At 65.7% G+C, this 23225-nt stretch carries 19 protein-coding genes; 7 read left to right on the top strand and 12 right to left on the bottom strand.

Annotated features, from left to right (window positions below; genetic code table 11):
• Positions 1 to 94: 94 nt before the first annotated feature.
• The 6 genes from QTI24_RS13855 to QTI24_RS13830 form a co-directional block, all read right to left on the bottom strand.
• Positions 95 to 6196 (bottom strand): hybrid sensor histidine kinase/response regulator, encoded by a 6102-nt coding sequence (locus tag QTI24_RS13855; protein WP_286601171.1) that lies wholly within the window; start codon positions 6194 to 6196, stop codon positions 95 to 97.
• A 16-nt stretch (positions 6197 to 6212) separates the two neighbouring features.
• Positions 6213 to 8549: a methyl-accepting chemotaxis protein gene (locus QTI24_RS13850; RefSeq protein WP_286601170.1), complete on the bottom strand. Its 2337-nt coding sequence runs from the start codon at positions 8547 to 8549 to the stop codon at positions 6213 to 6215.
• A 35-nt stretch (positions 8550 to 8584) separates the two neighbouring features.
• Positions 8585 to 9118: a chemotaxis protein CheW gene (locus tag QTI24_RS13845; protein WP_286601169.1), complete on the bottom strand. Its 534-nt coding sequence runs from the start codon at positions 9116 to 9118 to the stop codon at positions 8585 to 8587.
• Between the two features lie 19 nt (positions 9119 to 9137).
• Positions 9138 to 9503, bottom strand: coding sequence for a response regulator transcription factor (locus QTI24_RS13840; protein ID WP_286601167.1), 366 nt, complete (start codon positions 9501 to 9503; stop codon positions 9138 to 9140).
• Positions 9504 to 9899, bottom strand: a complete 396-nt coding sequence (locus tag QTI24_RS13835; protein WP_286567888.1) for a response regulator — start codon at positions 9897 to 9899, stop codon at positions 9504 to 9506.
• An 81-nt stretch (positions 9900 to 9980) separates the two neighbouring features.
• Positions 9981 to 10151: a rubredoxin gene (locus tag QTI24_RS13830; RefSeq protein WP_081781356.1), complete on the bottom strand. Its 171-nt coding sequence runs from the start codon at positions 10149 to 10151 to the stop codon at positions 9981 to 9983.
• 109 nt (positions 10152 to 10260) lie between these two features.
• On the opposite strand from QTI24_RS13830, the gene thiD reads away from it, so the two are divergent.
• From thiD to QTI24_RS13815, 3 genes are all read left to right on the top strand, one after another.
• Positions 10261 to 11226, top strand: a complete 966-nt coding sequence (gene thiD / locus QTI24_RS13825) for a bifunctional hydroxymethylpyrimidine kinase/phosphomethylpyrimidine kinase (protein ID WP_286601165.1) — start codon at positions 10261 to 10263, stop codon at positions 11224 to 11226.
• A 126-nt stretch (positions 11227 to 11352) separates the two neighbouring features.
• Positions 11353 to 12639, top strand: coding sequence for a glutamate-1-semialdehyde 2,1-aminomutase (hemL, locus tag QTI24_RS13820; protein WP_286601164.1), 1287 nt, complete (start codon positions 11353 to 11355; stop codon positions 12637 to 12639).
• A 5-nt stretch (positions 12640 to 12644) separates the two neighbouring features.
• Complete coding sequence (locus QTI24_RS13815; protein ID WP_286601162.1) at positions 12645 to 13118, top strand: hypothetical protein; 474 nt, start codon at positions 12645 to 12647, stop codon at positions 13116 to 13118.
• 1 nt (position 13119) lies between these two features.
• Here the strand turns inward: QTI24_RS13815 and purH are convergent, their stop codons facing one another.
• From purH to dusB, 3 genes are read right to left on the bottom strand one after another with little or no spacing between them, the layout of a single operon-like run.
• Positions 13120 to 14691: a bifunctional phosphoribosylaminoimidazolecarboxamide formyltransferase/IMP cyclohydrolase gene (purH, locus tag QTI24_RS13810; protein ID WP_286601161.1), complete on the bottom strand. Its 1572-nt coding sequence runs from the start codon at positions 14689 to 14691 to the stop codon at positions 13120 to 13122.
• 6 nt (positions 14692 to 14697) lie between these two features.
• Positions 14698 to 14934 carry a Fis family transcriptional regulator gene (locus QTI24_RS13805; protein WP_068683508.1) on the bottom strand — a complete coding sequence of 79 codons (237 nt, stop codon included), beginning with the start codon at positions 14932 to 14934 and terminating at the stop codon, positions 14698 to 14700.
• A gap of 34 nt (positions 14935 to 14968) precedes the next feature.
• Positions 14969 to 16024 (bottom strand): tRNA dihydrouridine synthase DusB, encoded by a 1056-nt coding sequence (gene dusB, locus QTI24_RS13800; protein WP_286601159.1) that lies wholly within the window; start codon positions 16022 to 16024, stop codon positions 14969 to 14971.
• 181 nt (positions 16025 to 16205) lie between these two features.
• Between dusB and QTI24_RS13795 the strand changes: the two genes are divergently transcribed.
• On the top strand, positions 16206 to 16679 hold the full coding sequence (locus QTI24_RS13795; protein WP_286601158.1) for a YqaA family protein: 474 nt from the start codon (positions 16206 to 16208) through the stop codon (positions 16677 to 16679).
• A 7-nt stretch (positions 16680 to 16686) separates the two neighbouring features.
• On the opposite strand, the gene QTI24_RS13790 is transcribed toward QTI24_RS13795, so the two are convergent.
• The 3 genes from QTI24_RS13790 to QTI24_RS13780 all read right to left on the bottom strand — a co-directional run bounded on the left by QTI24_RS13790 (position 16687) and on the right by QTI24_RS13780 (position 19439).
• A complete protein-coding gene (locus QTI24_RS13790) occupies positions 16687 to 17361 on the bottom strand; it encodes a glutathione S-transferase (protein WP_286601157.1) in 675 nt (224 codons plus the stop codon).
• A gap of 22 nt (positions 17362 to 17383) precedes the next feature.
• A complete protein-coding gene (gene ychF / locus QTI24_RS13785) occupies positions 17384 to 18475 on the bottom strand; it encodes a redox-regulated ATPase YchF (protein WP_286601156.1) in 1092 nt (363 codons plus the stop codon).
• An 82-nt stretch (positions 18476 to 18557) separates the two neighbouring features.
• Positions 18558 to 19439 (bottom strand): MOSC domain-containing protein, encoded by an 882-nt coding sequence (locus QTI24_RS13780; RefSeq protein ID WP_286601155.1) that lies wholly within the window; start codon positions 19437 to 19439, stop codon positions 18558 to 18560.
• A gap of 74 nt (positions 19440 to 19513) precedes the next feature.
• Between QTI24_RS13780 and QTI24_RS13775 the strand changes: the two genes are divergently transcribed.
• Genes QTI24_RS13775 through QTI24_RS13765 form a run of 3 tightly spaced genes read left to right on the top strand, consistent with a single transcriptional unit; the run spans position 19514 to position 23192 of the window.
• On the top strand, positions 19514 to 20659 hold the full coding sequence (locus tag QTI24_RS13775) for an FAD-dependent monooxygenase (RefSeq protein WP_286601154.1): 1146 nt from the start codon (positions 19514 to 19516) through the stop codon (positions 20657 to 20659).
• A 17-nt stretch (positions 20660 to 20676) separates the two neighbouring features.
• Positions 20677 to 21399: a DsbC family protein gene (locus tag QTI24_RS13770; protein WP_286601153.1), complete on the top strand. Its 723-nt coding sequence runs from the start codon at positions 20677 to 20679 to the stop codon at positions 21397 to 21399.
• Entirely contained in the window at positions 21399 to 23192 is a 1794-nt protein-coding gene (locus tag QTI24_RS13765) for a M61 family metallopeptidase (RefSeq protein ID WP_286601152.1), read from the top strand. Before QTI24_RS13770 ends, QTI24_RS13765 begins: the two co-directional genes overlap by 1 nt.
• The last annotated feature ends 33 nt before the right edge of the window (positions 23193 to 23225 follow it).

The following is a 23225-nucleotide window of genomic DNA, read 5'->3' as shown; positions in this document are numbered from 1 at the left end:
CGGGCCGCCGGCTGCGCCCCCTGCAAGGGGGTGGGCGGCTACACGAAGTGAGCAAGCCTGGGGGTGTGCTCCAAGCACAAGCCTGGGGGCGTGCTTAAGCAACCAGCGCCACAGGCACTTCGACGCCCGTGTAGCTGCGCACCAACCGCAGCAGTTCCTCTTCCGAATACGGCTTGCCGAGGTAGTGATTCACGCCCAGCGCGCGCGCATGGTCGTGGTGCTTCTCGGCGATGCGCGAGGTGATCATGATGATCGGCAGGTCGGCCAGCGACTCGTCCGCGCGGATGTTGCGGGCAAGGTCGAATCCATCCATGCGGGGCATCTCGATGTCCGACAGCACGACGGCCGGCCGCTCCTGCTGGAGCCGCTCGAGCGCCTGCAGGCCGTCGGCCGCCAGCGCGACGCGGTAGCCTTCGCGCTGCAGCAGACGCTGCGTGACGCGCCGCACCGTGATCGAGTCGTCCACCACCAGCACCAGCGGAACCTGCGGCACCGCTTGCGGCGCCTGCCGGGTCGGCTCTGCGCCGCCGATGTCCTTCGTCGCGGCCTGGCGGCTGCGAGTTGCCTGAAGCTCGCGCGCCTTCTCGCCATGCACCGCGGCCAGCGCCACCGGGTTGTAGATGAGCGCCACCGCGCCGGAGGCCAGCACCGAGATGGCGGCCATGCCGGGCAGGTGGGAGAGCTGCGGCCCGAGGTTCTTGACCACGACTTCCTGGTTGCCCAGGACTTCATCCACGTGCAGCGCGACGCGCTGTGCGGCGCTTCGCACGATGACGATCGTGTTGGCCTTGCCCGGCGCGCGTTCGCTGCCTGCGGTGGACTGGAGCAACGCCCCCGCCCAGTAGAACGGGACCTGCTCGCCGCCGAAGGCGTAGCGCTGGTTGAGGTAGGCCGATTCAAGATCGGAAGCCCCGGCACGCAAGACCAGTTCGACCAGGCTGGAAGGCACGCCGATCGACACGGCCCCTGCACGCAGCATGACCACGTGCGTCACGGCGGTCGTCAGCGGCAGCACCAGCTTGAAGACGGTGCCTTGGCCAGGCTGGCTGTTCGTTTCGATCCGGCCGCCGAGCGCCGCGACTTCCGCGCGCACCACGTCCATGCCGATGCCGCGGCCGGCCAGTTCGGAGACCTGCTCCGCCGTGGAGAAGCCGGGCTGGAAGATCAGTTCAGCAGCTTCGGCGGGGCTGAGTTGCTTGCCTTCGGGGATCAAGCCGAGCGCCACAGCCCGCGAGGCGATGCGCTCGAAGTTCAATCCGGCGCCGTCGTCACGGAAGCTGACAGAGACGTCGTTGCCTTCGTGGTGCAGTTCAATGGCTATCAGGCCGCTCGAATCCTTGCCGGCTTTCTCGCGCACCGCCGCGTCCTCGATGCCATGCGCCACGCAGTTGCGCAGCAGGTGCTCGAAGGCTGGCGTCATGCGGTCCAGCACGCCACGGTCCATTTCGATCGACCCGCCGGTGATATCCAGGCGCACCTGCTTGCCGGTGTCTTTCGAGGCCTGCCGCACGACGCGGTAGAGGCGTTCGGAAATGCCCTCGAACTCGACCATGCGCGTGCGCAGCAAACCGCGCTGCAATTCGCGGGTCTGGCGGGCCTGGGCGCTCAGGTCGTCTTCCGTCGCCTGCACCGTCTTCTGGAGCGTGCGCTGCACGGTCGCCACGTCGTTGACCGACTCGGCCATCATGCGGGTGAGTTCCTGCACGCGCGTGAAACGGTCGAACTCGAGCGGATCGAAGCCTTGCTGCGAATCCTTCGCCTGTGCAAGGCGCGACTGCATCTGGCTTTCGGCCTGGACTTCGATGTCGCGCAATTGCTGGCGCAAGCGATCCAGGTTGCCGGTCAGGTCGCCGAGCGAACTGCGCAACTGGCCCAGTTCGGCTTCGAGCCGCGAGCGCGTGATGATCACCTCGCCGGCCTGCGCGACCAGGCGATCGAGCAGGTGGGTGCGGATGCGCACGGCCTGGTTCGAAATGGCGCGCAGCGGTGTGAGGGCCGACGGCGAAGGCAAGGCGACCGCGCTGCGTTCCACGACGGGTTCGTCGGCGGGGGCGGCTTCTGCCTTCTCGCTCGCAGGGGTTTCGACGGGCGTGGGCAGTTCGACCGGCTTGGGCGCGGACGTTGCGGCGGTTGCACGCTGCACCAGTTCGGTCTGGACCGCGTCATCGGCAGCGCGCAGCGCATCGAAGGTGGCCTGCAGTGCGTCGAAGCGCGTGAGCAGTTGTTCGATCGACTTCCGGTCGGCGCCCTCGGAGCCGAGCGATTCGATGTCGGACTCCATGCGGTGCGCGCGCTCGCCGAGGCGCATCGCACCGGCCAGCCGCGCACTGCCCTTCAGCGTGTGCAGCGTGCGCAAGGTGGAGGAGCGCGGACCCGTGTTCTCCGGATGCTGCGACCACTCTCGCAGCGCGGCGCCCAGTTGAGGCAGCAGTTCGGCGGCCTCTTCCTCGAAGATCGGGAACAGGTCGACGTCGACCGCGTCGGTCACGTCGACCGCGTCCTCGGAGTCGTCGAGCGCCACGTCGGCCATCGCGTCGCGCGGCACATGGAAGGTCACCAGCCGGCCTTCGACGGGCTCGACGGGCAATTGAGAGGCAGCGACTTCTCGCAGCGCCTGGAGTGTTTCCTCGGCGGGCTCGCGCAGGAAGCCGGCGGCGAACTGATGCAGCAGGCGCCGCAATTCCTCGGCCGCCACGACGAGCACGACGCCCTGCTCCGGCGTTCCGCGGCCCTGCATCTGGAGATGCTGCAGCGCAGCCTCGAACAGGCGCGCCATGTTCGACAGGCTCTGGAAGCCGACAGTCGCCGAGCTGCCGGCCAGCGAATGGGCCAGGCCGATCATCGAGTCGGGAACGCGCTCATGCGATTCGAGCGCCCATTCGCCGATTTCGGTGGCGAGCTGCCTCGACCACTCGTCGGCTTCGTTCAGATAGACGTTGTAGAGCGCGATGCCGATCCGCAGCGGGCCGATCACCTTGACTTGCTCTTCGGCACTCGGTGCCGCCGCCGCCCGTTCGGCTTCGGCTTCGGTCGATGCCACTGCAGCCGGCGCTTCATTCGCTTCAGCGACCGGTTCGACGGTCGCTTCGACCGGCACTTCCGCCACCACTTCCGGTGCGGGTGCGAGTGCTTGAGCTTCCGGCTCGACGGCGGGCACGGGTGCGGCAACGGCTTCCGGTTCGGCCGAAGCTTCCGGCGCCAGCGTCAGTTCGAACGCGAGTTCTTCCGCAGGTTGCGCAACCTCGGCCACCTCGGGTGCGGGCACCTCGAACATGGCTTCGATCTCGGCATCGGTAGCGGTTGCCGGCGTCGGTTCCGGTTCGCGCTCCGGCTGCACGGCACGCGCGGCGAACGCGGGCTCGAGCGAGGTATGCACCGTCTCCAGGAAATCGACGTCCTCGAGTTCATCCATGACCTGCGGATCTGCAGGCGGGGCCGCGGGCTTGGCGTCGAAATCGAGGAAGTCGGTCGACGCAAAGCCATCGTCGCTTCCAGGTTCTTCCTCGCGCCGAGCCTCCGGCTCGGCTTCCTGGTGCGCGGCGGGCCGGTCGAAACCCAGCCAGACGGTCGTTTCCTCGACCTGCGATGCAGCGGGCTTCTCGTCCTCGGCCGGCTCTTCGAATGCAACGGGCTCGGATTCCAGATCCAGGTCGGGAAGGTCCGGCATCTCCGGAAGCGGCAACGGCGCGGCGGGCGCCGGCGACGCTTCGACCGCCGATTCTGCTGCGATGTGACGGGCGGCGGCCACCAGGGTGTCGGCATCGGCGACGGGGGCCGGAGCCGGCGCGAGCGGTTCGCCGGTGCGCAAGGCCTCGGCGATCGCGCGGAACGGGGCCGATTGCCAGCTATGCGGCTCGCTGGCGGCGATGGCTTCGACCCACTTCGCGAAGTCTTGCAGCGCCGTGCGCGTGCCTGTGAGCAATTCGGGCGTGGCGGGGCGCTGATCGGCGAGCCAGGTATTCAGCACCTGCTCGAACGACCAGGCGGCTTCGCCGAAGTCCATGAGCCCGACCATGCGGGAACTGCCCTTGAGCGTGTGGAAGGCGCGGCGCAGCACGGTCAGTTCGCCGCTGTCGTCCGGCCGCGAACCGAGCGCAGACACAGCGGCGAGGCCGTTGTGGAGCACTTCGCGAGCTTCGTCCAGGAAGATGTTCTGGAGGTCGTCTTCCTCGAGTTCCGTCACCTCGGTGTCGGGCAAACCTTCCAGCGGCGCCGGGCCGGTGATCTTCGCGGTCCAGCTCGCAGTTGCACGGCTGAATTCCTCGATCGGCGACGGCGGTGTCTTGCGCGTGCCAGGCCCCGCCAGCGCGGCAAGCTTGGCCGCGATCTGCGCATCGACTTCCTCGACGCTCAGCACCGTGTCGGTAACGGCGACAGGCCCGGAAGCCGACGCGAACGACACCGGCGCGACCGCCTCGGGCAAGCTGGCGTCGCTGGCCTGGCGGCCCATGAGAGGCTTGAGTTCGCCGAGTTCGGCATCGAACACGAACAACCGCTTGGCCAGCGCAGGCTGGTAGCTGAGCATGTCGATCAGGAAGCCCAGCGCACCCAGGTTGTTGCCGAGCGAATCGAAGGCCTGGATTTCGTCGGCGGGAGATTCTTCGGCCAGCAGCTGGTCGACGTTCTCGCGCATGCGCTGCACGGTCTGGGCCGCCTGGTCCAGTCCGAGCACGGAGAACACGCCGCGCATTTGCAGCAGTTGGCTCGGCACGGTGCGCAGCAAGCCCTTTTCGGTGGGCCGGCGGAAGAACTGGTCCAGCGACTTTTCGAGTTCGCTGAGGTGGCTGCGCAGTTCGCCGACCACGGTGCCCATCGTCTGGCGATCGCTCACGCGGCGGTAGAGCTCCTCCATCCACGGCTCGAGCGGCTCCGATCGGCCGCCTTCGCGTGCGCGCTCAATCCGGCCGGCGAGTTGCACAGTACGGGCTGTCAGCTGACGATCATGCGGATCGAGGTCTTCGAAAGCCGCTTCCAGATAGAGAACTGAGGTCGCGACTTCCATCGCGAGTTCGGTCGCCGGCGGCTGGCCGGAGCGCAGCGACGCGTCGACCGCGTTGTTCAGCGCCTGCACCATGGGCGTGCTCGGCGGATGCAGCTTCTGCAACGATTCGCCAAGCTGCGCGAAGGTATCGGCCACCTGCCGCGTACGGTTCACGTCGCCGCCCGAGAGCGCCGACCACATTTCCTTGGCGGCCTCGATGCGCTTGCGCGCCTGTGCGAGCACCACTGGGTCGAAGCGGCCGAATTGCTCGATCGTGTAGTCGACAGTCTGCTCGTTCGCGACGCCCCAGGCGACGCGAACCGCGCGCAGCGTGGCGGCCTCGTCGCGCGAGCCGGGGACAGCCTGCGCGCAGAAGAACAGGAGATCCTGGCCCAGACGGTCGGATACGGTGTTGTCGCCGCGCGCAAGTGTGGCGTATTGCAGCAGCACACGCGAAGCGGCGCGCTTCACATGCGAGTCGGTCGGGATCAGCGCCAGCGCCAAGGCCTCGAAGAAGCCGGCCGCGAGCGTCCAGAAACTGGCGACCCGCGGAACCGACGCGCCACGGCCGAGCCCCAGACACAGTGCCTGCAGACGGCGAGCGGCGTGGTCATCGCCGCTCTTGACGACCTTGAGCACTTCGCGGTCGAGCTTCGAGCGGACGGCGGGGTCATATACCAGCGCGGTCTGGGTAGGCGCGGGTTTGATCTCGACCCAGCGCCAAGTCATGCTCCACAGGTCGGCGGGGTGGACCCGTTCATTGCCGACCAGTTCAAGCACCTCGCGGTACTGCGGGAAGAGCGCGACCGACGAGACCGTCTTGCCCACGATCAACGCATTCAGGAAGTCAGCGACGGCAAAACCCGCTCGGTCGATCTTCTGGACTGCGGAGTCGGTGCAGCGCAGCGGCTCCGTGACGAAGCTCTGGACTGCGAACTCCATGGCGCCGAGCACCAGTGCAGGTGCCGTATGGCCCACCATCTGAAGGGCGCCCACGGCCTGATGCAGTTGCTGTCGCGCGAGGCGCAGCGGCTGGGTATCGATCTCGGAGCCCGGTGCAGCGGCGGCCGCGTCGCGGGCAAAGCGCCGCAACGTCTTGCCCACACCGTCGAGCGATTTCTGGATTTCTCCGAGCACCCAGGCCAGCGGCCCAAGATCCTCGGTCGCCGGCGCGTTGCCGGCGGTATGGGCGGTGGCAGGGCTTTGGGTCGACACGTTGGGCGCTCGGCGTTCAGGCAATCTTGAAACGAGACACGGACTGACGCAGCTCCTCGGCCATGTGCGAAAGCTCGCGGACCTGCTGCGCGGTGGTACGCGTACCTTCGCCGGTCTGCTCGGTCACGGCAAAAATGTGCTGGATGTTGGCGGCCACGACGTTGGCCGAATCGGCTTCGCGGGAGGCGGATTGCGAAATCTGCTCGATCAGCTCCGCGAGGCGGCGCGACACGCGGTCGATCTCGGAGAGCGCGGTACCGGCGTTGTCGGAGAGCTTGGCCCCTTCCACCACACCCTGCGTAGAGCGCTCCATGGCGCCGACCGCATCCTGCGTGTCGGTCTGAATGGCCTTCACGAGTGCCGAGATCTGGCGCGTGGCGTCTGCGGAACGCTCGGCCAGTCGCTGCACTTCTTCCGCCACCACCGAGAAGCCGCGACCGGCTTCACCGGCGGATGCCGCCTGGATGGCGGCGTTGAGCGCCAGCACGTTGGTCTGTTCGGTAATGTCCGAGATCAGTTCGGTGATTTCGCCGATCTCCTGCGAGGACTCGCCCAGGCGCTTGATCCGCTTGGAGGTTTCCTGGATCTGGTCGCGAATGGAGTTCATGCCGCCGATCGCGTTCTGCACCGCCTGCAGGCCCGACGAAGCGGCTTGCAGCGACTGGCGCGCCACCGTGGCCGATTCCTGCGCTTGCGAGGACACGCCGTTGATTCGCTCCGCCATCGTCAGCACCGACTGGCCGGTTTCGCGAATTTCGCGCAGCTGCTCGGTGGATGCGGCGAGCAGTTCGGTCGAGGTGCTTTCGACCTGCGACGTCGTCTGCGCCACGCGGGTTGCCGTGTTCTGCACGTTGCCCACCAGCAGGCGCAGTTCTTCCACCGTGTAGTTGACCGAGTCGGCGATGGCGCCGGTGATGTCCTCGGTCACGGTGGCTTCCTGCGTCAGGTCGCCTTCAGCGACGGTTTGCAGTTCGTTCATCAGGCGCAAGATCGCGGCCTGGTTGGCGGCGTTGACGCGGCTGGCGTCCTCGGACACACGCTCGGCCTCGACGCGGTCGCGCTCGGCTGCCGCGGCACGTTCGCGGCCTTCGCGCACCTGCACGAAACCGATCGCGCCGGCGAGTGCCAGGGCGGCGAGCGACAGCACGAACAGCATCACCACCGTGCCGGCACCCAGCCCGGTGCGTGCGGAGAGTTTTTCCTGCAGGTCGCCGAGAGAGGTGCGCAGCGGTTCGCTGTCGGCCAGGATGGCGGCTTGCGCTTCGCGCGCGGCGACCAGGCCCTGGAGGTTGCCCAGGATGGCGCCGGCTTGTGTGCGCGTCTGTTCGTAGGTCTTCAGGATGGCATCGAGTTGCTGGCGCGTCTGGGCGTCCCGTGTGCCGGGCAGGCGTTGCTGGGCGCTGCCGTCGAGCAGGCCGCGCGTGACTTCCTGGAAGGTGTTCAGGTCCTTGCCGAGCAGGAACACCGCGTCGGGGCTCACGCCTTCGACGGTGAGGAACTCGTTGGCCGACTTGCCAATGCGCTGCGTCAGCATCACCAGTTGACCCGCGGCGGAAATCTCGGGCAGAGTGGCGTTCTGCTGCATCTTGAGCGAGGCCACGGTCTCGGTCATTTCGAGCAGGTCCGAAGACTGGCGATTGATGTCGCGCAGCGCGTTGCCGACCTGCGTCAGGATCTGCTGCTGGGCCAGCACGGCCTTGGCACTCTTGTCGGCACGCTCGACCAGCGGGGTGATCTTGCCGAGCTCCATGTCGTACTGGGTGCCCACGCGCTCCAGCTTGAGCGCGTCGTCGCCGTTCGAGAGACCTTGCACGCGGCGCGTCAGGTCGTCCGAGCTGTCCTTGACCTCGGCGAATGCCGCGACGTTGCCGACCAGCGCCTGCGACACCGACTTGGCGAGCCGTTGCGACTGCATGAGCGACTGACCGGTGGCAGCCACCTGTTGCGCCAGCCGTTCGGCGCGCAGGATGGCGGAGCCGGCGACCAGCAGCAGCAAGAGCACCACGCCCGCCAAGGCCATCGCGAGGATCCGCTGCTGGCGCGCGGGATTCGAGCGCTGCGAGCGTCTTGTGCGGGAGCCGCGCGACGAACCCGGCGCGGTGCTGGAAGCCTCGGCCTGGACGGCTTGCTCCGGATCCTGACCCGCAGCGGCCGCGTCGCCTGCATCGGTATCGGCCGACAGGCCGGTTGGCTCGGGAGCGGCATCCCTACGTATGAGCACGGTCTTCTCCTCGGGAGTCTGCAAGGTATCGATATTTTCCAGCGTGAGTGCGGCGGCGCTATCGGCGCTCACTGACACGCTGTTGCCGCTCACGGGCAGGAGTTTCTTGAACTTGTCGGCGATCGAGCTCACGGTCGGTCCTTCAGGTTGTGTGCAAAGCGGCCCACTCAGGCGCCGATGCTCAAAAATTGGGGTTGCTGCGAAAGCGCCTGCAGGTTGATCTCCTGCCAGCGCCCTCCTGCCGCATCGGTGTAGGCGTGTCCGAACCACGCCGGAGCATCGCTGGCCGGGGCCTGCGATGCAACGAAGGCGTCCACGCCGCGCAAGCCGACCAGCCGGTCGATCAGCAATGCGCAGTTGACTTCGAGCAATTCGTTGAGCGCCACCAGCCGGGACTGCGCACGCGCCGTCTCGCTCACCGCGGGTGGCGTTGCGGCGCCGGAGGCGAAGGTCGAGAGCTGCACGACGCCGTACAGCCCGCCGCGCAGATTGGCCACGCCGAGAAACCAGGGCTCGGTGTAAGGCACGGGCTGCGGGGGCATCCAAGGAAAGATTTCGCCCGCGTGCCCGAGCGGGAACAGGTAGTTCGCGTCGCCCGCCTCGACGGCAAGCCACGATGCGGAAACGCCCGAGGTGCGCGCCGCCTGGAGGCGACTGGCGAGCCGGGACTGGAAAGCGCGGAGAGCGTCGCGGTTGGCCATGGATGGAGGACTTGCGAGATCAGGCCAGCGCGCTGATCTTTGCCATCAGCTCGGCCGCGTTGACGGGCTTGACGATGTAGTCGCGGGCACCTTGCCGCATGCCCCAGACGCGATCGGTTTCCTGGTTCTTGCTCGTGCACAGAATGATCGGCACCGCCGCGTACTGCGGATGGCGGGCGATGGCGCGCGTGAGCTGGAAGCCGTTCTGGCCGGGCATCACGACGTCCATCAGGATGAGATCGGGCTGCTCTTCCTCGAGACGACGCATTGCGTCGTCGGCGTTCTCGGCGGTCTTCACCGAGAAGCCGTTCTTCTGGAGGAGATCGGTCAGGAAGACCAGTTCGGTCTTCGAGTCGTCGACCACGAGCACTTTGCGAATAGCCATTTACTGCGCTTCCTGAACGATGCCGAACTGCTGCACGGCATGGAGCAGTTGGTCTTTGGTGAAAGGTTTGGTGAGGTAATCCTGCGAGCCGACCATACGGCCGCGCGCCTTGTCGAACACGCCGTCCTTCGACGAGAGCATCACGACAGGCACATTGGAAAAATGAGAGTTGCGCTTGATGATCGCGCAGGTCTGATAGCCGTCGAGGCGAGGCATCAGGATGTCGCAGAAAATCAGATGCGGCTTGTGGTCGTTGACCTTGGACAGCGCATCGAAGCCGTCCTCGGCCAGCAGGACTTCATGACCGCCCTGCTTGAGGAAGATCTCGGCGCTGCGCCGAATGGTGTTGCTGTCGTCGATGACGAGCACCTTGTAACCGGATCCATTCGCGCTCATTTCGCACCGCTCCTCTTGTGACACCTTGACGACCGCTGCGCCCCCTTCAGGAGCGCAGGAAGCGCGGCCCTATGCCATGCTTCAGATCTCAACCATTTCGAAGTCTTCCTTGCGCGCACCGCACTCGGGGCAGGTCCAGTTCATCGGAACATCAGCCCATGCCGTACCGGCAGCAATACCATCTTCCGGCACGCCGACCGATTCGTCATAGATCCACCCACAAATCAGGCACATCCAGGTTTTCGTATTCATCGCAGCTTAAAGTCCCTGTTCATCAAATGCAACGATCGTATCCAAACGTATCTCAAAGTCCGTGAGAATCGTCTCAGATATGCCACCATCTGGTGAGCCCTGATTGGCCATGAACACTTCTTTACTACCAACAGAGCACGATCACAAAGTGAGCGATCTTAACGACCCCTCGAACGACGAAGACACTGCAGAAGGCGATTTGAACCCACCCTGCGTGCTGGTCTTCAATGCCAGCGACCCGAGCGGCGCCGGCGGATTGGGCGGCGACGCGCTGGCCATGGCCTCGGTCGGGGCCCACATGCTGGCTGTCGTGACCGGCGCCTACGCGCGGGACACCGCGGAAATCTTCGATCACTTCGCGTTCGACGAGGAAGCCGTCGCCGAGCAGGCGCGCTCGATTCTCGAAGACGTCGAGGTTCAGCTCATCAAGATCGGCTTCGTGGGCTCTCCGGAAGTCTTGAGCACCGTGGCCGAGACCACGACCGACTACTCTGAGGTTCCCGTCGTCGCGTACATGCCCAACCTCTCGTGGTGGGAAGACAGCCAGATCGAGGCCTACCACGACGCGTTTCGCGAACTCGTGCTGCCGCAGACGACCGTGCTGGTCGGCAACCACAGTACGCTGTGGCGCTGGCTGCTGCCCGACTGGAGCGGCGAGCGCCCTCCCACCGCACGCGACATCGCGAAGGCCGCGGGTGAGTTCGGCGTGCCGTACACGCTGGTCACCGGGCTCGTGCTGCCCGACCAGTTCATCGACAACGTGCTGGCATCGCCGCAGTCGGTGCTCGCGAGCGAGAAGTACGAACGGCTCGACGCGGTGTTCGCGGGCGCTGGCGACACGCTGTCCGCCGCGCTGGCCGCGTTACTCGCCAGCGGCACCGATCTCGTCGCCGCCACCAGCGAGGCGCTGAGCTACATGGACCGCTGCCTGGATGCAGGCTTCCGCCCCGGCATGGGCCATGTCCTGCCCGATCGCCTGTTCTGGGCGCAGCCGGAAGACGAAGAGGACGAGGACAATGGCGACCCTGCATCTCCGACCGACTTTGCCTTGCCGCCGCACGACACGAGGCATTAGGCTCGCCCCCAGGCTGCGCGCACTGCGTGTCGCTTCGCCTACCCCCTGACCGGGGGCGGGCCGGCCGCTACGGGCGGCCGGGCCCGGCGGCCCTCCCGACTTGAATACCGACCACTCCTCGATGCAATGATCAACATGGACCAGAACGACACCCTCTTCGAACGCGCACGCGCAGTAATTCCCGGGGGTGTCAATTCGCCCGTTCGCGCCTTCAAGGCTGTCGGGGGCACGCCGCGCTTCGTCAAGCGCGCGCAGGGGGCCTACTTCTGGGATGCGGCGGACAAGCGATACATCGACTACATCGGCTCGTGGGGGCCGATGATTCTGGGCCACGGGCATCCCGCAGTGGTCGAAGCGGTGCAGCGTGCAGTGACCGAAGGCTTTTCGTTTGGCGCCCCCACGGAGCGCGAGATCGAGCTTGCCGAGGCCATCCTCGCGCTGGTGCCGTCGATGGAGATGGTGCGGCTGGTGAGTTCCGGCACGGAAGCTGCGATGAGCGCACTGCGCCTCGCGCGTGGCGCGACCGGACGCAAGTACATCATCAAGTTCGAAGGCTGCTATCACGGGCATGCCGACGCGCTGCTGGTCAAGGCGGGCTCGGGCCTCGCGACCTTCGGCAATCCGACGTCGGCCGGCGTGCCGCCGGAAGTCGTGCAGCACACGCTGGTTCTCGAATACAACAACCTGACGCAACTCGAAGAAGCGTTCGCGCTGCATGGGCACGAGATTGCCTGCCTGATGATCGAAGCGATCGCGGGCAACATGAATTTCGTGCGTGCGAGCGCCGCCTTCGCCAAGCGCTGCCGCGAGCTTTGCACTCAGCATGGTGCGCTGCTGGTGTTCGACGAGGTCATGACCGGATTCCGTGTCGGCCTGCGCGGCGCGCAGGGCGTGCTGGGCATCACGCCGGACCTCACGGTGCTTGGCAAGGTGATCGGTGGCGGCATGCCGCTCGCAGCCTTCGGCGGACCGCGCGCGATCATGGAACAACTCGCGCCGCAAGGGCCGGTCTACCAGGCAGGAACGCTGTCGGGCAATCCGGTCGCGACTGCCTGCGGCCTCGCGACCCTGAAGGAGATCGCAAAGCCCGGCTTCTACGAAGCTCTGTCGAAAAAGACGCTTTCTCTCGCAGATGGACTGAAAGCCGCGGCAGTGGCCGAAGGCGTCCCCTTCAGTTCCGACAGCGAAGGCGGCATGTTCGGCTTCTTCCTGCTCGACGCGCTGCCGCAGAACTATCCGGCCGTGATGAAGAGCGACGGCGCGAAGTTCAACAGCCTGTTTCACGGCCTGCTGGACCGCGGCGTCTACATCGCGCCGGCGCTGTATGAAGCGGGCTTCGTGAGCGCAGCCCACAGCGAGGAAGACGTCGCAGCCACGATCGAAGCTGCCCGCCAGATCTTCAAGACGCTCTAGCGCCAATGAAGCTGCCGTCGCTCCTCCTGGCAAGCGCGAGCCTGCTCCTGCCTGCCTTGGCCTCGGCGCAGGTCGACGTCAGCCAGGTCTGGATCAATCCCGGTTTCTATTCGCTGCACTTCGATCGGAACAAGGGGCTGGAAGACTTCAATCCAGGCATCGGCATCGAGTGGCCGATCGACAAGACCTTCGCGCTCACGGCCGGCGCCTTTCGCAACAGCGATCGCGACCGCTCGCACTACGTCGGCCTCTACGTCATGCCCTTCGAGTTCCACGGCGTGAAGCTCGGCGCCGTGGTGGGGGGCTTCGACGGCTACCAGAGGAGCAACAACGGCGGCTGGTTCCCTGCCCTGATCCCGACCGCGGCGATCGAAGGAAAGCACTGGGGACTGAACATTGCGATCGTCCCCACCATCAAGAACCGCCTCTACGGCGCCATCAGCTTTCAGCTGAAGTACCGGTTCTCCGATGGCAGCTAGCTCAATGTCTGAAGTGACGGACGCCTGAAAGCACCATCACCACGCCACGTTCGTCGGCAGCGTCGATCACTTCCTGGTCGCGCATCGAGCCACCCGGCTGGATCACCGACGTGGCGCCGGCATCGACCACCACGTCCAGCCCATCTCGGAACGGGAAGAACGCGTCGCTCGCGACTGCCGTGCCCGACAGCGACAAGCCCGCGTGCTGCGCCTTGATACTCGCGATGCGCGCCGAATCGAGCCGGCTCATCTGGCCAGCCCCGACACCCATCGTCATGCCGTCCGCACAGAACACGATCGCGTTGCTCTTGACGAACTTCGCGACCTTCCACGCGAACAGGAGATCCTGCAGCTGCTGCGGCGTCGGCTGCTTCTTGCTGACGATCTTGAGTTCGTCGATCGAAAGCTCGCGGTTGTCGGCCGTCTGCATGAGCAGGCCCGATCCGATGCGCTTGACGTCCATCGCATTGCGGCCGTTGTCCCAGTCGGTCTCGCCGCCGGGCGGCAGCGCGATCTGGAGGATGCGCACGTTGACCTTGCTCTTGAACACTTCGAGCGCTTCGGGCGCATAGCCGGGCGCCATCAGCACTTCGACGAATTGCTTGCTCACCGCTTCAGCCGCAGCGCGGTCCAGCGGACGGTTGAAGGCGATGATGCCGCCGAAGGCCGAGGTCGGATCGGTCTTGAAAGCCTTGCTGTAGGCCTGCAGCGCATCCTTGCCGGTCGCGACACCGCAAGGATTGGCATGCTTCACGATCACGCAGGCCGCCGTGTCGAAGCTCTTCACGCATTCCCAGGCCGCGTCCGCGTCGGCGATGTTGTTGTAGCTGAGTTCCTTGCCCTGGAGCTGCGTCGCCGTCACCAGCGATCCGGGCGCGGGGTACAGGTCGCGATAGAACGCGGCCTGCTGGTGCGGGTTCTCGCCATAACGCAAGTCCTGCAGCTTGACGAAGCGGCCGTTGCTTTGCGCCGGGAACAGAGCATGCGTGCCGTCTTCCTGGATGCGGGAGAGGTAGTCGCTGATCGCGCCGTCGTATTGGCTGATGCGGTTGAACGCAGCGACCGAGAAGGCGAACTTGGTCTTGTCGCTGAGCTTGCCGTCGGCCTTGAGTTCGGCGAGTGCCTGCGGGTATTGCGCAGCATCGGTCAGCACGCCGACGTCCTTCCAGTTCTTTGCTGCGCTGCGGACCATGGCCGGGCCGCCGATGTCGATGTTCTCGATGGCGTCTTCCAGCGTGCAGCCGGGCTTGGCGACCGTGGCTTCGAAGGGATAGAGGTTCACGACCAGCAGGTCGATGGTGTCGATGCCGTGCTCCTTCAGCGCCGCCATGTGGGCCGGCAGGTCACGGCGCGCCAGCAGGCCGCCGTGCACCTTGGGGTGCAGCGTCTTGACACGACCGTCGAGCATCTCGGGGAAGCTGGTGAGTTCGGCCACTTCGGTCACGGGCAGGCCGGCGTCGGCCAGGAGCTTGGCGGTGCCGCCCGTGGACAGCAGCTTGATGCCCAGCGCATGCAGGGCCTGTGCGAATTCGAGGATGCCGGTCTTGTCGGAAACGGAGATCAGTGCGTTCATCAGGAGTTACTTCAGCAGTTTGTGTTCGACCAGCTTCTTGCGCAGCGTGTTGCGGTTCAGGCCGAGCCATTGCGCGGCCTTGGATTGATTGCCCTCGGCGCGCGTCATCACGACGTCGAGCAGCGGTTTCTCGACGACGCGCACGAGCATGTCGTACATGCCGTCGGGCTCGGTACCGCGGAGGTCGCGGAAATAACTGTCCAGGCTGCTGCGTACGCAGTCTTCGATGTGTTTCTTGCTCATGGCCTTCTCTTCTTCTCCTCTTGTTCTGCTCTTTCTACGCCAGGGCGTCGGCGGCATGTTCGTCGGATGGCTCGACCGCATCCGAGGCGTGCGGAATGCGGTCCATCCGCGTCGCCAGCGTGTCGAAGAATCCGGCCACCGCTCGCAGTTGCTCATCGCAGTCCTCAATGGCGTTCATGGCGCCACGGAACGCTTCGCCGCCGGGCAACGCGCGCACGTACCAGCCGATGTGCTTGCGCGCCGTGCGCACGCCGCTGTAGTCGCCGTAAAGGGCGTAGTGCTCTCGCAGATGGTCGAGCATCAGGCGCCGCACCTCGACCACCAGGGGCGGGGCCAGATGCGTGCCTGTGGCGAGGAAGTGCGCGATCTCGCGAAAGATCCATGGCCTCCCCTGCGCGGCGCGGCCCACCATGACCGCGTCAGCGCCAGTGAGTGCCAGCACATCGCGTGCTTTCTCGGGTGAAGTGATGTCGCCGTTGGCAACAACCGGAATTCGCACCGCAGCCTTCACGGCGGCGATGGTGTCGTACTCGGCAAAGCCCTTGTAGCCCTGCTCGCGCGTGCGGCCGTGGACGGTGAGCATCTGCACACCAGCCTGCTCGAAGCGCCGCGCCAGGGTGACGGCGTTGCGATGGTCCTCGCTCCAGCCCGTGCGCATCTTGAGCGTCACCGGCACCTGGTGCGGCGCGGCAGCCGTCACCACCGCCTCGACGATCTCGAGCGCCAGCGGCTCGTCGCGCATCAACGCCGATCCGGCCCACTTGTTGCAGACCTTCTTGGCGGGGCAACCCATGTTGATGTCGATGATCTGCGCGCCGCGCTCGATGTTGTATTGCGCGGCCTCGGACATCATGTCCGCGTCGGTTCCTGCGATCTGCACCGAAATGGGGCCGGGCTCGCCGTCGTGATTGGCGCGCCGCGAAGTCTTGAGCGTGCCCCACAGCTCCTTGCGCGAAGTGACCATCTCGCTGACCGCATACCCCGCGCCGAGTTCGCGACAGAGCATGCGGAAGGGCCGGTCCGTGACGCCAGCCATGGGCGCGACGAACAGGCGATTTTCCAGCGCTATGTTGCCGATTTGCAGGGTCATGGAGAGAAAGGGGGCGAGCGCTGGGCTGCTGAAAAATGAGGCACGATTGTAGCGGCGCCACGATGTGTCGGCTGAAACGATTTGCACTCGGCCCACAAGAGAAAGGCAGGTTCGCGACACCCGAGGGCCGTACTTGCACCTACACGCCAGGGGGCAGTTGCCTTTCTATACTCCAGCGCACATGCAAGCCTGGCTCGACTCACTTCTCGCGCTGCTCGCGCTGCCGCAATACGGGCTGAGCACGGTATTCATCGCCGCTTTCGTGTCGGCAACTCTTTTGCCGGTCGGCTCCGAGCCGGTGCTGTTCGGACTGCTCAAGCTCAACCCCGAGATGTTCTGGCCGGCCATCTTCGTGGCCACATTCGGCAACACCTTGGGTGGCGCCGTCGACTGGTGGATGGGCTACGGCGCGCACAAGGTGGCCGACAAGTATTCGCACTCCAAGCATCATCTGCGTGTGCTGACCTGGCTCGAAAAGCTGGGGCCCAAAGCCTGCCTGTTGGCTTGGCTGCCTGTCGTCGGCGATCCGCTCTGTGCAGTCGCCGGATGGCTGAAACTTCCGTTCTGGCCCTGCCTGTTCTACATGGCGATCGGCAAATTCGCGCGCTACGTGACGATGACGGTCGCGCTTCTCTATATATGGCCCAACAACTAGGATCGGCTCATTTCAACAGGCCGTACGGCCCGCCACGCTCCAGTGCACGCTGATAGGCCGGCCGCGCATGGATGCGCTGGAGATACGCCATCAAGCGGGGCCGCGAAGCATCGAGCCCGCCGCGCGTCGCAGCGGCTTCCACCGGAAAACTCATCTGAATGTCCGCGCCGGTGAACGCCTCGCCCGCAAACCATTCGCTCTTGCCGAGTTCGCCTTCCATGAAGTCGAGGTGGCTCGTGATGTTCGGCGTGACGAACCCGGCCTTGGCCTTGGCCGCGATGGACCGTGCGATCGGCTTGGCGAAGAACGGCATCTTCGACTTCTCGATCCGGTCGAACACCAGTTTCATCAAGAGCGGCGGCATGGCCGAGCCTTCGGCATAGTGAATCCAGTAGCGGTAGCGCAAGGCTTCGGACGATCCTGCAGCGGGTGCGAGACGGCCGTTGCCATAGCGCTCGATCACCGTCTCCAGGATCGCGCCCGATTCAGCGAGCGTGAGCCCGTCGTCGGTCGTCACCACCGGCGACTTTCCCAACGGATGCACTGCACGCAAGGTGGGCGGCGCCAGCATCGTCTTCGGATCGCGCTGGTAATGGACGATCTCGTAGGGAATCTCGAGTTCTTCGAGCAGCCACAACACGCGTTGCGAGCGCGAGTTGTTCAGGTGGTGGACGGTGATCATGAATGCCCGGGCGCTCGGTGGCTCAGGAACTGAACAGGAAGTTCATCACATCGCCATCCTTGACGACGTATTCCTTGCCTTCCGCGCGCATCTTGCCGGCATCCTTGGCGCCCTGCTCGCCCTTGTACGTGATGAAGTCGTTGAAGGCGATGGTCTGGGCACGGATGTAGCCCTTCTCGAAATCGGTGTGGATCACGCCGGCAGCCTGCGGGCCGGTGTCACCGATGTGGATGGTCCAGGCGCGCACTTCCTTGACGCCGGCCGTGAAGTAGGTCTGCAGGCCAAGCAGGGTGTAGGCCGCACGGATCAGGCGGTTCAGGCCCGGCTCTTCCTGGCCGATCTCGGCCAGGAACATCTTCCGGTCTTCATCGTCCATGTCGGCCAGTTCGGCTTCGATCTTGGCGCAGATGGCGACGACGGGCGCGTTCTGCGCCGCAGCGTATTCGCGCAGACGATCGAGGAAAGGGTTGTTCTCGAAACCATCTTCGGCGACGTTGCCGACAAACATCGCCGGCTTGGCGGTGATCAGCGAGAACTGCTTGATCAGCGGCTTGTCTTCCTTGCTGAACTCGATGGCGCGCACCGGCTTGTTCTCGTTCAGCGCGGCTTGGCACTTCTCAAGCAGGGCCACCAGCTTGATCGCTTCCTTGTCGCCCGAACGGGCCGTCTTGGTGTGGCGGTGCAAAGCCTTCTCGACCGTCGACAAGTCGGCCAGACAGAGCTCGGTCTGGATCACTTCGATGTCGGAAATCGGGTCAACCTTGCCGGCCACGTGGATGACGTTGTCGTCCTCGAAGCAGCGCACGACGTTCACGATCGCGTCCGTCTCGCGGATGTGCGCGAGGAATTGGTTGCCCAATCCTTCGCCCTGACTGGCACCGGCCACCAGGCCGGCGATGTCGACGAACTCGACGATGGCCGGCACCACGCGCTCCGGTTTCACGATCTCGGCCAGCGCCGCCAGGCGCGCGTCAGGCACCTCGACCACGCCGACGTTCGGCTCGATGGTGCAGAAGGGATAGTTCTCGGCCGCGATGCCTGCCTTGGTCAACGCGTTGAAGAGGGTGGACTTGCCGACGTTGGGCAGGCCGACGATGCCGCACTGGAGGCTCATGGCGGGTGCTTTCAGAAATCTTGGGGGGAACCGGTGATTTTAGGCGCCCGGCCTTTCGCGCCCTGATTCCGGGGCTACTGCGTCATTCGAAGCGCAGGTTGGCGCCCACGGGTTGCCCCACCCTGAGCGCATGTTCGACGCCCTTCAGCACGATCGCGTTCATCCCGAAGGTGATGGCGCCGTCGACGCGCGGATCGGACCGGTACGTCCGCAGCATGTCGCCGACCTCGGGGCTGCTCGTGCCGGTCGCCGGGTCGATGTCGGGGATAGGGCAGCGAACGCAGGGCTTGACCGGTCGCAGGCTGACCTCGCCTTCGGCGGTCGTGATGTGCAGCGTGTCGACGCGATCCTCGTCATGCGCCTCGATGCCGGCGAGCACCACGTTGGGCCTGAAGCGCTCGATTCCGACGGCCCCATGGCCGGCCGCCACCAGTCTGGCATTGAGCTCGGCCAGTGAACCTTCGCTGGCCACCAACAGCGGATACCCGTCGGCAAACTGGTTCGGCGCTTCGACGCCGCCGGTCCACTTCAGGCTCGACAGGCGCTGCTGCTCGGGGTCGAAGCGCACCAGCCGGAGTTGGCGTGGCTGTCCGGGCTCCGAAAGGAAGTCGCTGAACCACTGCGCCGCAATGTCGCCCATGTCATAGGCGGCCACCTCGTCCTTCCAGACGCGCACGCGCACCGGCTCCTCGACGCGATCGAAGGCGATGTGCAGCGCCAGCATGCCCGGCGCACGCAGGATCATCTCGGAATGCTTGAGCAGCGGCCGGATCAGCGCCATACGGGGCAGTTCGCGCTGGGTGACGAATTCGCCAGCGCTGTCGACCACCATCCAGGCGCGGTCGAATTCCAGGCCGGTTTCGATCAGCAAGGTCTCGTTCACCTCGACGCCGGCGCAGGATTTGATCGGGTAGACGAACAGGCGCGCGATCGTCGCCTCGAGGTCGAAAACGGGAGCATTCACGGATCGGTTCCTTTTCAAGAACCGCGATTGTCCAGCACGCCGCCGATGGCGAATGCTCCTCCTACAATGCCGCGATGGCTCTTCCCCCCGAGGTTTGCATTCGCGGCGCCGGCATCGTCGGACGCACGCTGGCGCTGCTGCTGGCGCGCGAGCGCGTGCGCGTGGCGCTGGTAGCGCCCGCCAGCGCGTCGAACGGGCAGGACGTCCGGGCCTATGCGCTCAATGCCGCCTCCAGGACGCTGCTCGAATCCCTGCGCGCCTGGCCTGATGCCGCGCACGCGACTCCGGTGCGCGAAATGCTGGTGCACGGCGACGAAGGCGGCCGGGTGCAGTTCAACGCCGCGCGGCAGAAGGTCGAGGCCCTGGCCTGGATCGTCGACGTGCCGGCCCTCGAACAACGATTGAGCGACGCCGTGCGTTTCCAGCCTCGCATCGAAGTCGTGACCGCCCCCGTTCCGGCACCGCTGACCGTGGTCTGCGAAGGCCGCATGAGTGCCACCCGCGAAGCGCTGGGCGTGAGCTACGAAGTCACCCGCTACCCGCAGCATGCAATCGCCGCGCGGGTCGAAGCCGAGACGCCGCACGACGGCACGGCCCGCCAGTGGTTCAACGACAAGGGCGAAGTGCTGGCGCTGTTGCCACTCGGCGACGTCCATCGTCCCGCGGACGCACCTGCCGAGCTCGACCGCCCAATGGCACTCGTGTGGTCAGTCGACCAACTTCGCGCACCCGCCCTCCTCGCGCAAAGCGCCGAAGAATTCAATACCTCGCTGACCGAGGCGACCCACCATGCGTTCGGCGCCCTCAAGCTGACCAGCGAGCGCGCCGCGTGGCCGCTGCAGCGTGCCATCGCCAACCGCTGGACGGGCCATTTCGCAGACGGCTCCGCCTGGGCCCTGGCGGGTGACGCGGCGCACACCGTGCATCCGCTCGCCGGCCAAGGCCTGAATCTCGGCCTGGCCGACGCCGCGGCCCTGGCCGACGTGATCAAGTCGCGCGACTACTGGCGCAGCGTCGGCGATGCGCGCCTGCTGCGACGCTACGAACGGGCGCGCCGCACCGACGTGCTGTCGATGAGCCTGGCCACCGACGGTCTGCAACAACTCTTCGCACACAGCGCCGACCCCCTGCCGGCGCTGCGCAACTGGGGCATGCGCGGCTTCGACCGCACGCGGCTCGTCAAGAACTGGATCGCCCGGCAGGCGATGGGCTTGCAATGAATCCCGGGAATATCACCATGAAGAAACTTACCCGCCCCCTTTTTGCCGCGCTGGCCGCTCTCACGCTGGGCTACGCCCTGAACGCGACCGCCGGCGAAGCCGAGATCCGAAAGAACCTCGCCGCTCGCATCCCGCAGTTCGCGAAGATCGACGAGATCACCAAGTCGCCGATGCCGGGCATCTATGAAGTGCGCATCAACGGCTTCGAGATCTTCTACACCGACGAACAGGGCAACTACCTGCTGCAAGGCAACCTGATCGACGTGAAGGAGCGCAAGAACCTCACCGAAGAGCGGGTCGAGAAGCTCAGCGAGGTCGCCTTCAACAAGCTGCCCGTCAAGGACGCATTCAAGATCGTGCGCGGAAACGGAAAGCGTCAGCTGGCCGTATTCGCCGACCCGAACTGCGGCTACTGCAAGCAGTTCGAGCGCGACATGACGAAGGTCGACAACGTCACCATTCATCTCTTCCTGTACCCGGTGCTTGGCCCAGATTCGGTCGCCAAGGCGCGCAATATCTGGTGCGCCAAGGACAAGACCAAGGCCTGGAACGACTGGATGCAGCGCGGCGTCACGCCGGACGCCAGCGAGTGCGATACCACCGCGCTCACCCGCAATCGCGAGTTCGGCCAGAGGTACAACATCACCGGCACGCCCACGCTGATCTTCAGCGACGGTTCGCGCGCTCCGGGAGCACTGCCGGCGGCGCAGGTCGAAAAACAACTCGCCGCTCGCAGTTGATGGCCGCGCCGGCCATTCACTACCGCGTCGAGTGCGCGGATCGCAAGGCACATCTCTTCGCCGTCACTCTGACCATCGACCAGCCGGTCGCGCTGCAGCGCGTGGCGCTGCCGGTGTGGATTCCGGGCAGCTACCTGGTCCGCGAATTTTCGAAGAACCTGCAGGACCTGCGCGCGACGCAGGGCCGGCGCAAGCTGGCGGCGGAGCAACTCGACAAGCGCAGCTGGCAGATCGAATGCACGCCGGGCAAGCCGCTGGTGCTGCGCTACGAAGTCTGCGCGTACGACAACTCGGTGCGGACCGCCTGGCTGGACGCCGATCGGGGCTTCTTCAACGGCACCAGCCTGTGCCTCCAGGTCGAAGGCCAGCTCGATGCGCCGCACGCGCTCGAGGTGCTCGCGCCGCCGACATCGGCGGATGGCACCCGCTGGTCATGTGCAACAGCGCTGAAGCCGACGAAGGTCGACCGCCACGGATTCGGCAGCTACATCGCCAGCGGCTATGACGAACTGGTCGACAGCCCTGTCGAGATGGGCGCCTTCTGGAGCGCGGAGTTCGAGGCCTGCGGGGTTCCGCACCGCTTCGTGATCGCGGGCGCGCCAGCGTCCTTCGACGGCGAACGCCTGATCGCCGACACCCGCGCCATCTGCGAAGAGCAGATGCGCTTCTGGCATGGCGAAAAGGTCGGCAAGCGCAGCGGCCCCAAGCCGCCGCACGACCGCTATGTGTTCATGCTCAATGCCGTGGACGATGGCTACGGCGGGCTGGAGCATCGTCATTCGACCGTGCTCATCTGTACGCGCCGCGACCTGCCGCAGATCGGCGCCAGAAAGCAGACGGATGGCTACGTCACGCTGCTCGGCCTGATCAGCCACGAGTATTTCCACACCTGGAACGTGAAGCGGTTGCGGCCCGCCGAGTTCGCTCGCTACGACTACGCGCAGGAGAACTACACGCAGTTGCTCTGGCTGTTCGAAGGCTTTACCAGCTACTACGACGACCTCCTGCTGCGGCGGGCCGGCCGCATCGACGATGCGACCTACCTCAAGCTCGTCAACAAGACCGTCAACCAGGTGCAGCAGACGCCGGGCCGCTTCGTGCAATCGGTGGCCGAAGCCAGCTTCGACGCCTGGATCAAGTATTACCGCCAGGATGAGCAGACACCGAACACCACGGTGAGCTACTACACGAAAGGCGCGCTTGTCGCGATGTGCTTCGATCTCACCCTGCGCGCAGAAAGTCAGGGTTCGCTCGACGACGTCATGCGGCTGCTCTGGAAGAAGAGCGAAGGCGGCCCCATCACCGAGGCGGACTTCGCCGCCGCACTGGAGGCCATCGCCGGACGTTCTTTCGCGAAGGAAATCACCAGCTGGGTTCATTCGACCGATGAACTGCCCCTGTCCGACCTGCTGCGCGCGCACGGCGTCGCTGCACTCGACGATCCGGCGCAGCGCGCACAGGAACTCGGCCTTCGCGTGGCCGAGACCGGCGGCAGCGTGCAGGTCAAGGTGGTACTGCGCGGTGGCGCGGCCGAACAGGCAGGCTTCTCGGCGAACGACGAATGGATCGGCATCGAGCTGCCTGCGGCGAAGGGCCGGCCGGTCCAGGGCTGGCGGCTCGCGCGGCTGGACGATCTCGCGCTCTACCTGGGACCGCTGAAGAAAGCCACCGCGCTGGTCGCGCGAGACCGCCGCCTGATGCGCCTGCCGCTGACACTGCCCGCCGGGGTGACGACATGGCGCCTCTTCGCGCAGGACCCGGCGAAACTCGCGAAATGGCTGACTCGGCCGTAGCCACGCCGGCCGACGGATTGTTCGTATCAAGGA

It is taken from the genome of Variovorax sp. J22P240, from assembly GCF_030316855.1.
Taxonomy (GTDB): Bacteria; Pseudomonadota; Gammaproteobacteria; order Burkholderiales; family Burkholderiaceae_C; genus Variovorax.
The sequence above is the reverse complement of the archived record's forward strand: the minus strand, read 5'-3'. Positions and strand labels throughout refer to the sequence as shown.

What these genes read in the sequence shown, in the direction of transcription:
- QTI24_RS13845 (WP_286601169.1), bottom strand. Translation starts at nt 9,118, where the DNA reads ATGGCCAACCGCGACGCTCTCCGCGCTTTCCAGTCCCGGCTCGCCAGT.
- QTI24_RS13840 (WP_286601167.1), bottom strand. Translation starts at nt 9,503, where the DNA reads ATGGCTATTCGCAAAGTGCTCGTGGTCGACGACTCGAAGACCGAACTG.
- QTI24_RS13835 (WP_286567888.1), bottom strand. Translation starts at nt 9,899, where the DNA reads ATGAGCGCGAATGGATCCGGTTACAAGGTGCTCGTCATCGACGACAGC.
- QTI24_RS13830 (WP_081781356.1), bottom strand. Translation starts at nt 10,151, where the DNA reads ATGAATACGAAAACCTGGATGTGCCTGATTTGTGGGTGGATCTATGAC.
- thiD (WP_286601165.1), top strand. Translation starts at nt 10,261, where the DNA reads ATGAACACTTCTTTACTACCAACAGAGCACGATCACAAAGTGAGCGAT.
- hemL (WP_286601164.1), top strand. Translation starts at nt 11,353, where the DNA reads ATGATCAACATGGACCAGAACGACACCCTCTTCGAACGCGCACGCGCA.
- QTI24_RS13815 (WP_286601162.1), top strand. Translation starts at nt 12,645, where the DNA reads ATGAAGCTGCCGTCGCTCCTCCTGGCAAGCGCGAGCCTGCTCCTGCCT.
- purH (WP_286601161.1), bottom strand. Translation starts at nt 14,691, where the DNA reads ATGAACGCACTGATCTCCGTTTCCGACAAGACCGGCATCCTCGAATTC.
- QTI24_RS13805 (WP_068683508.1), bottom strand. Translation starts at nt 14,934, where the DNA reads ATGAGCAAGAAACACATCGAAGACTGCGTACGCAGCAGCCTGGACAGT.
- dusB (WP_286601159.1), bottom strand. Translation starts at nt 16,024, where the DNA reads ATGACCCTGCAAATCGGCAACATAGCGCTGGAAAATCGCCTGTTCGTC.
- QTI24_RS13795 (WP_286601158.1), top strand. Translation starts at nt 16,206, where the DNA reads ATGCAAGCCTGGCTCGACTCACTTCTCGCGCTGCTCGCGCTGCCGCAA.
- QTI24_RS13790 (WP_286601157.1), bottom strand. Translation starts at nt 17,361, where the DNA reads ATGATCACCGTCCACCACCTGAACAACTCGCGCTCGCAACGCGTGTTG.
- ychF (WP_286601156.1), bottom strand. Translation starts at nt 18,475, where the DNA reads ATGAGCCTCCAGTGCGGCATCGTCGGCCTGCCCAACGTCGGCAAGTCC.
- QTI24_RS13775 (WP_286601154.1), top strand. Translation starts at nt 19,514, where the DNA reads ATGGCTCTTCCCCCCGAGGTTTGCATTCGCGGCGCCGGCATCGTCGGA.
- QTI24_RS13770 (WP_286601153.1), top strand. Translation starts at nt 20,677, where the DNA reads ATGAAGAAACTTACCCGCCCCCTTTTTGCCGCGCTGGCCGCTCTCACG.
- QTI24_RS13765 (WP_286601152.1), top strand. Translation starts at nt 21,399, where the DNA reads ATGGCCGCGCCGGCCATTCACTACCGCGTCGAGTGCGCGGATCGCAAG.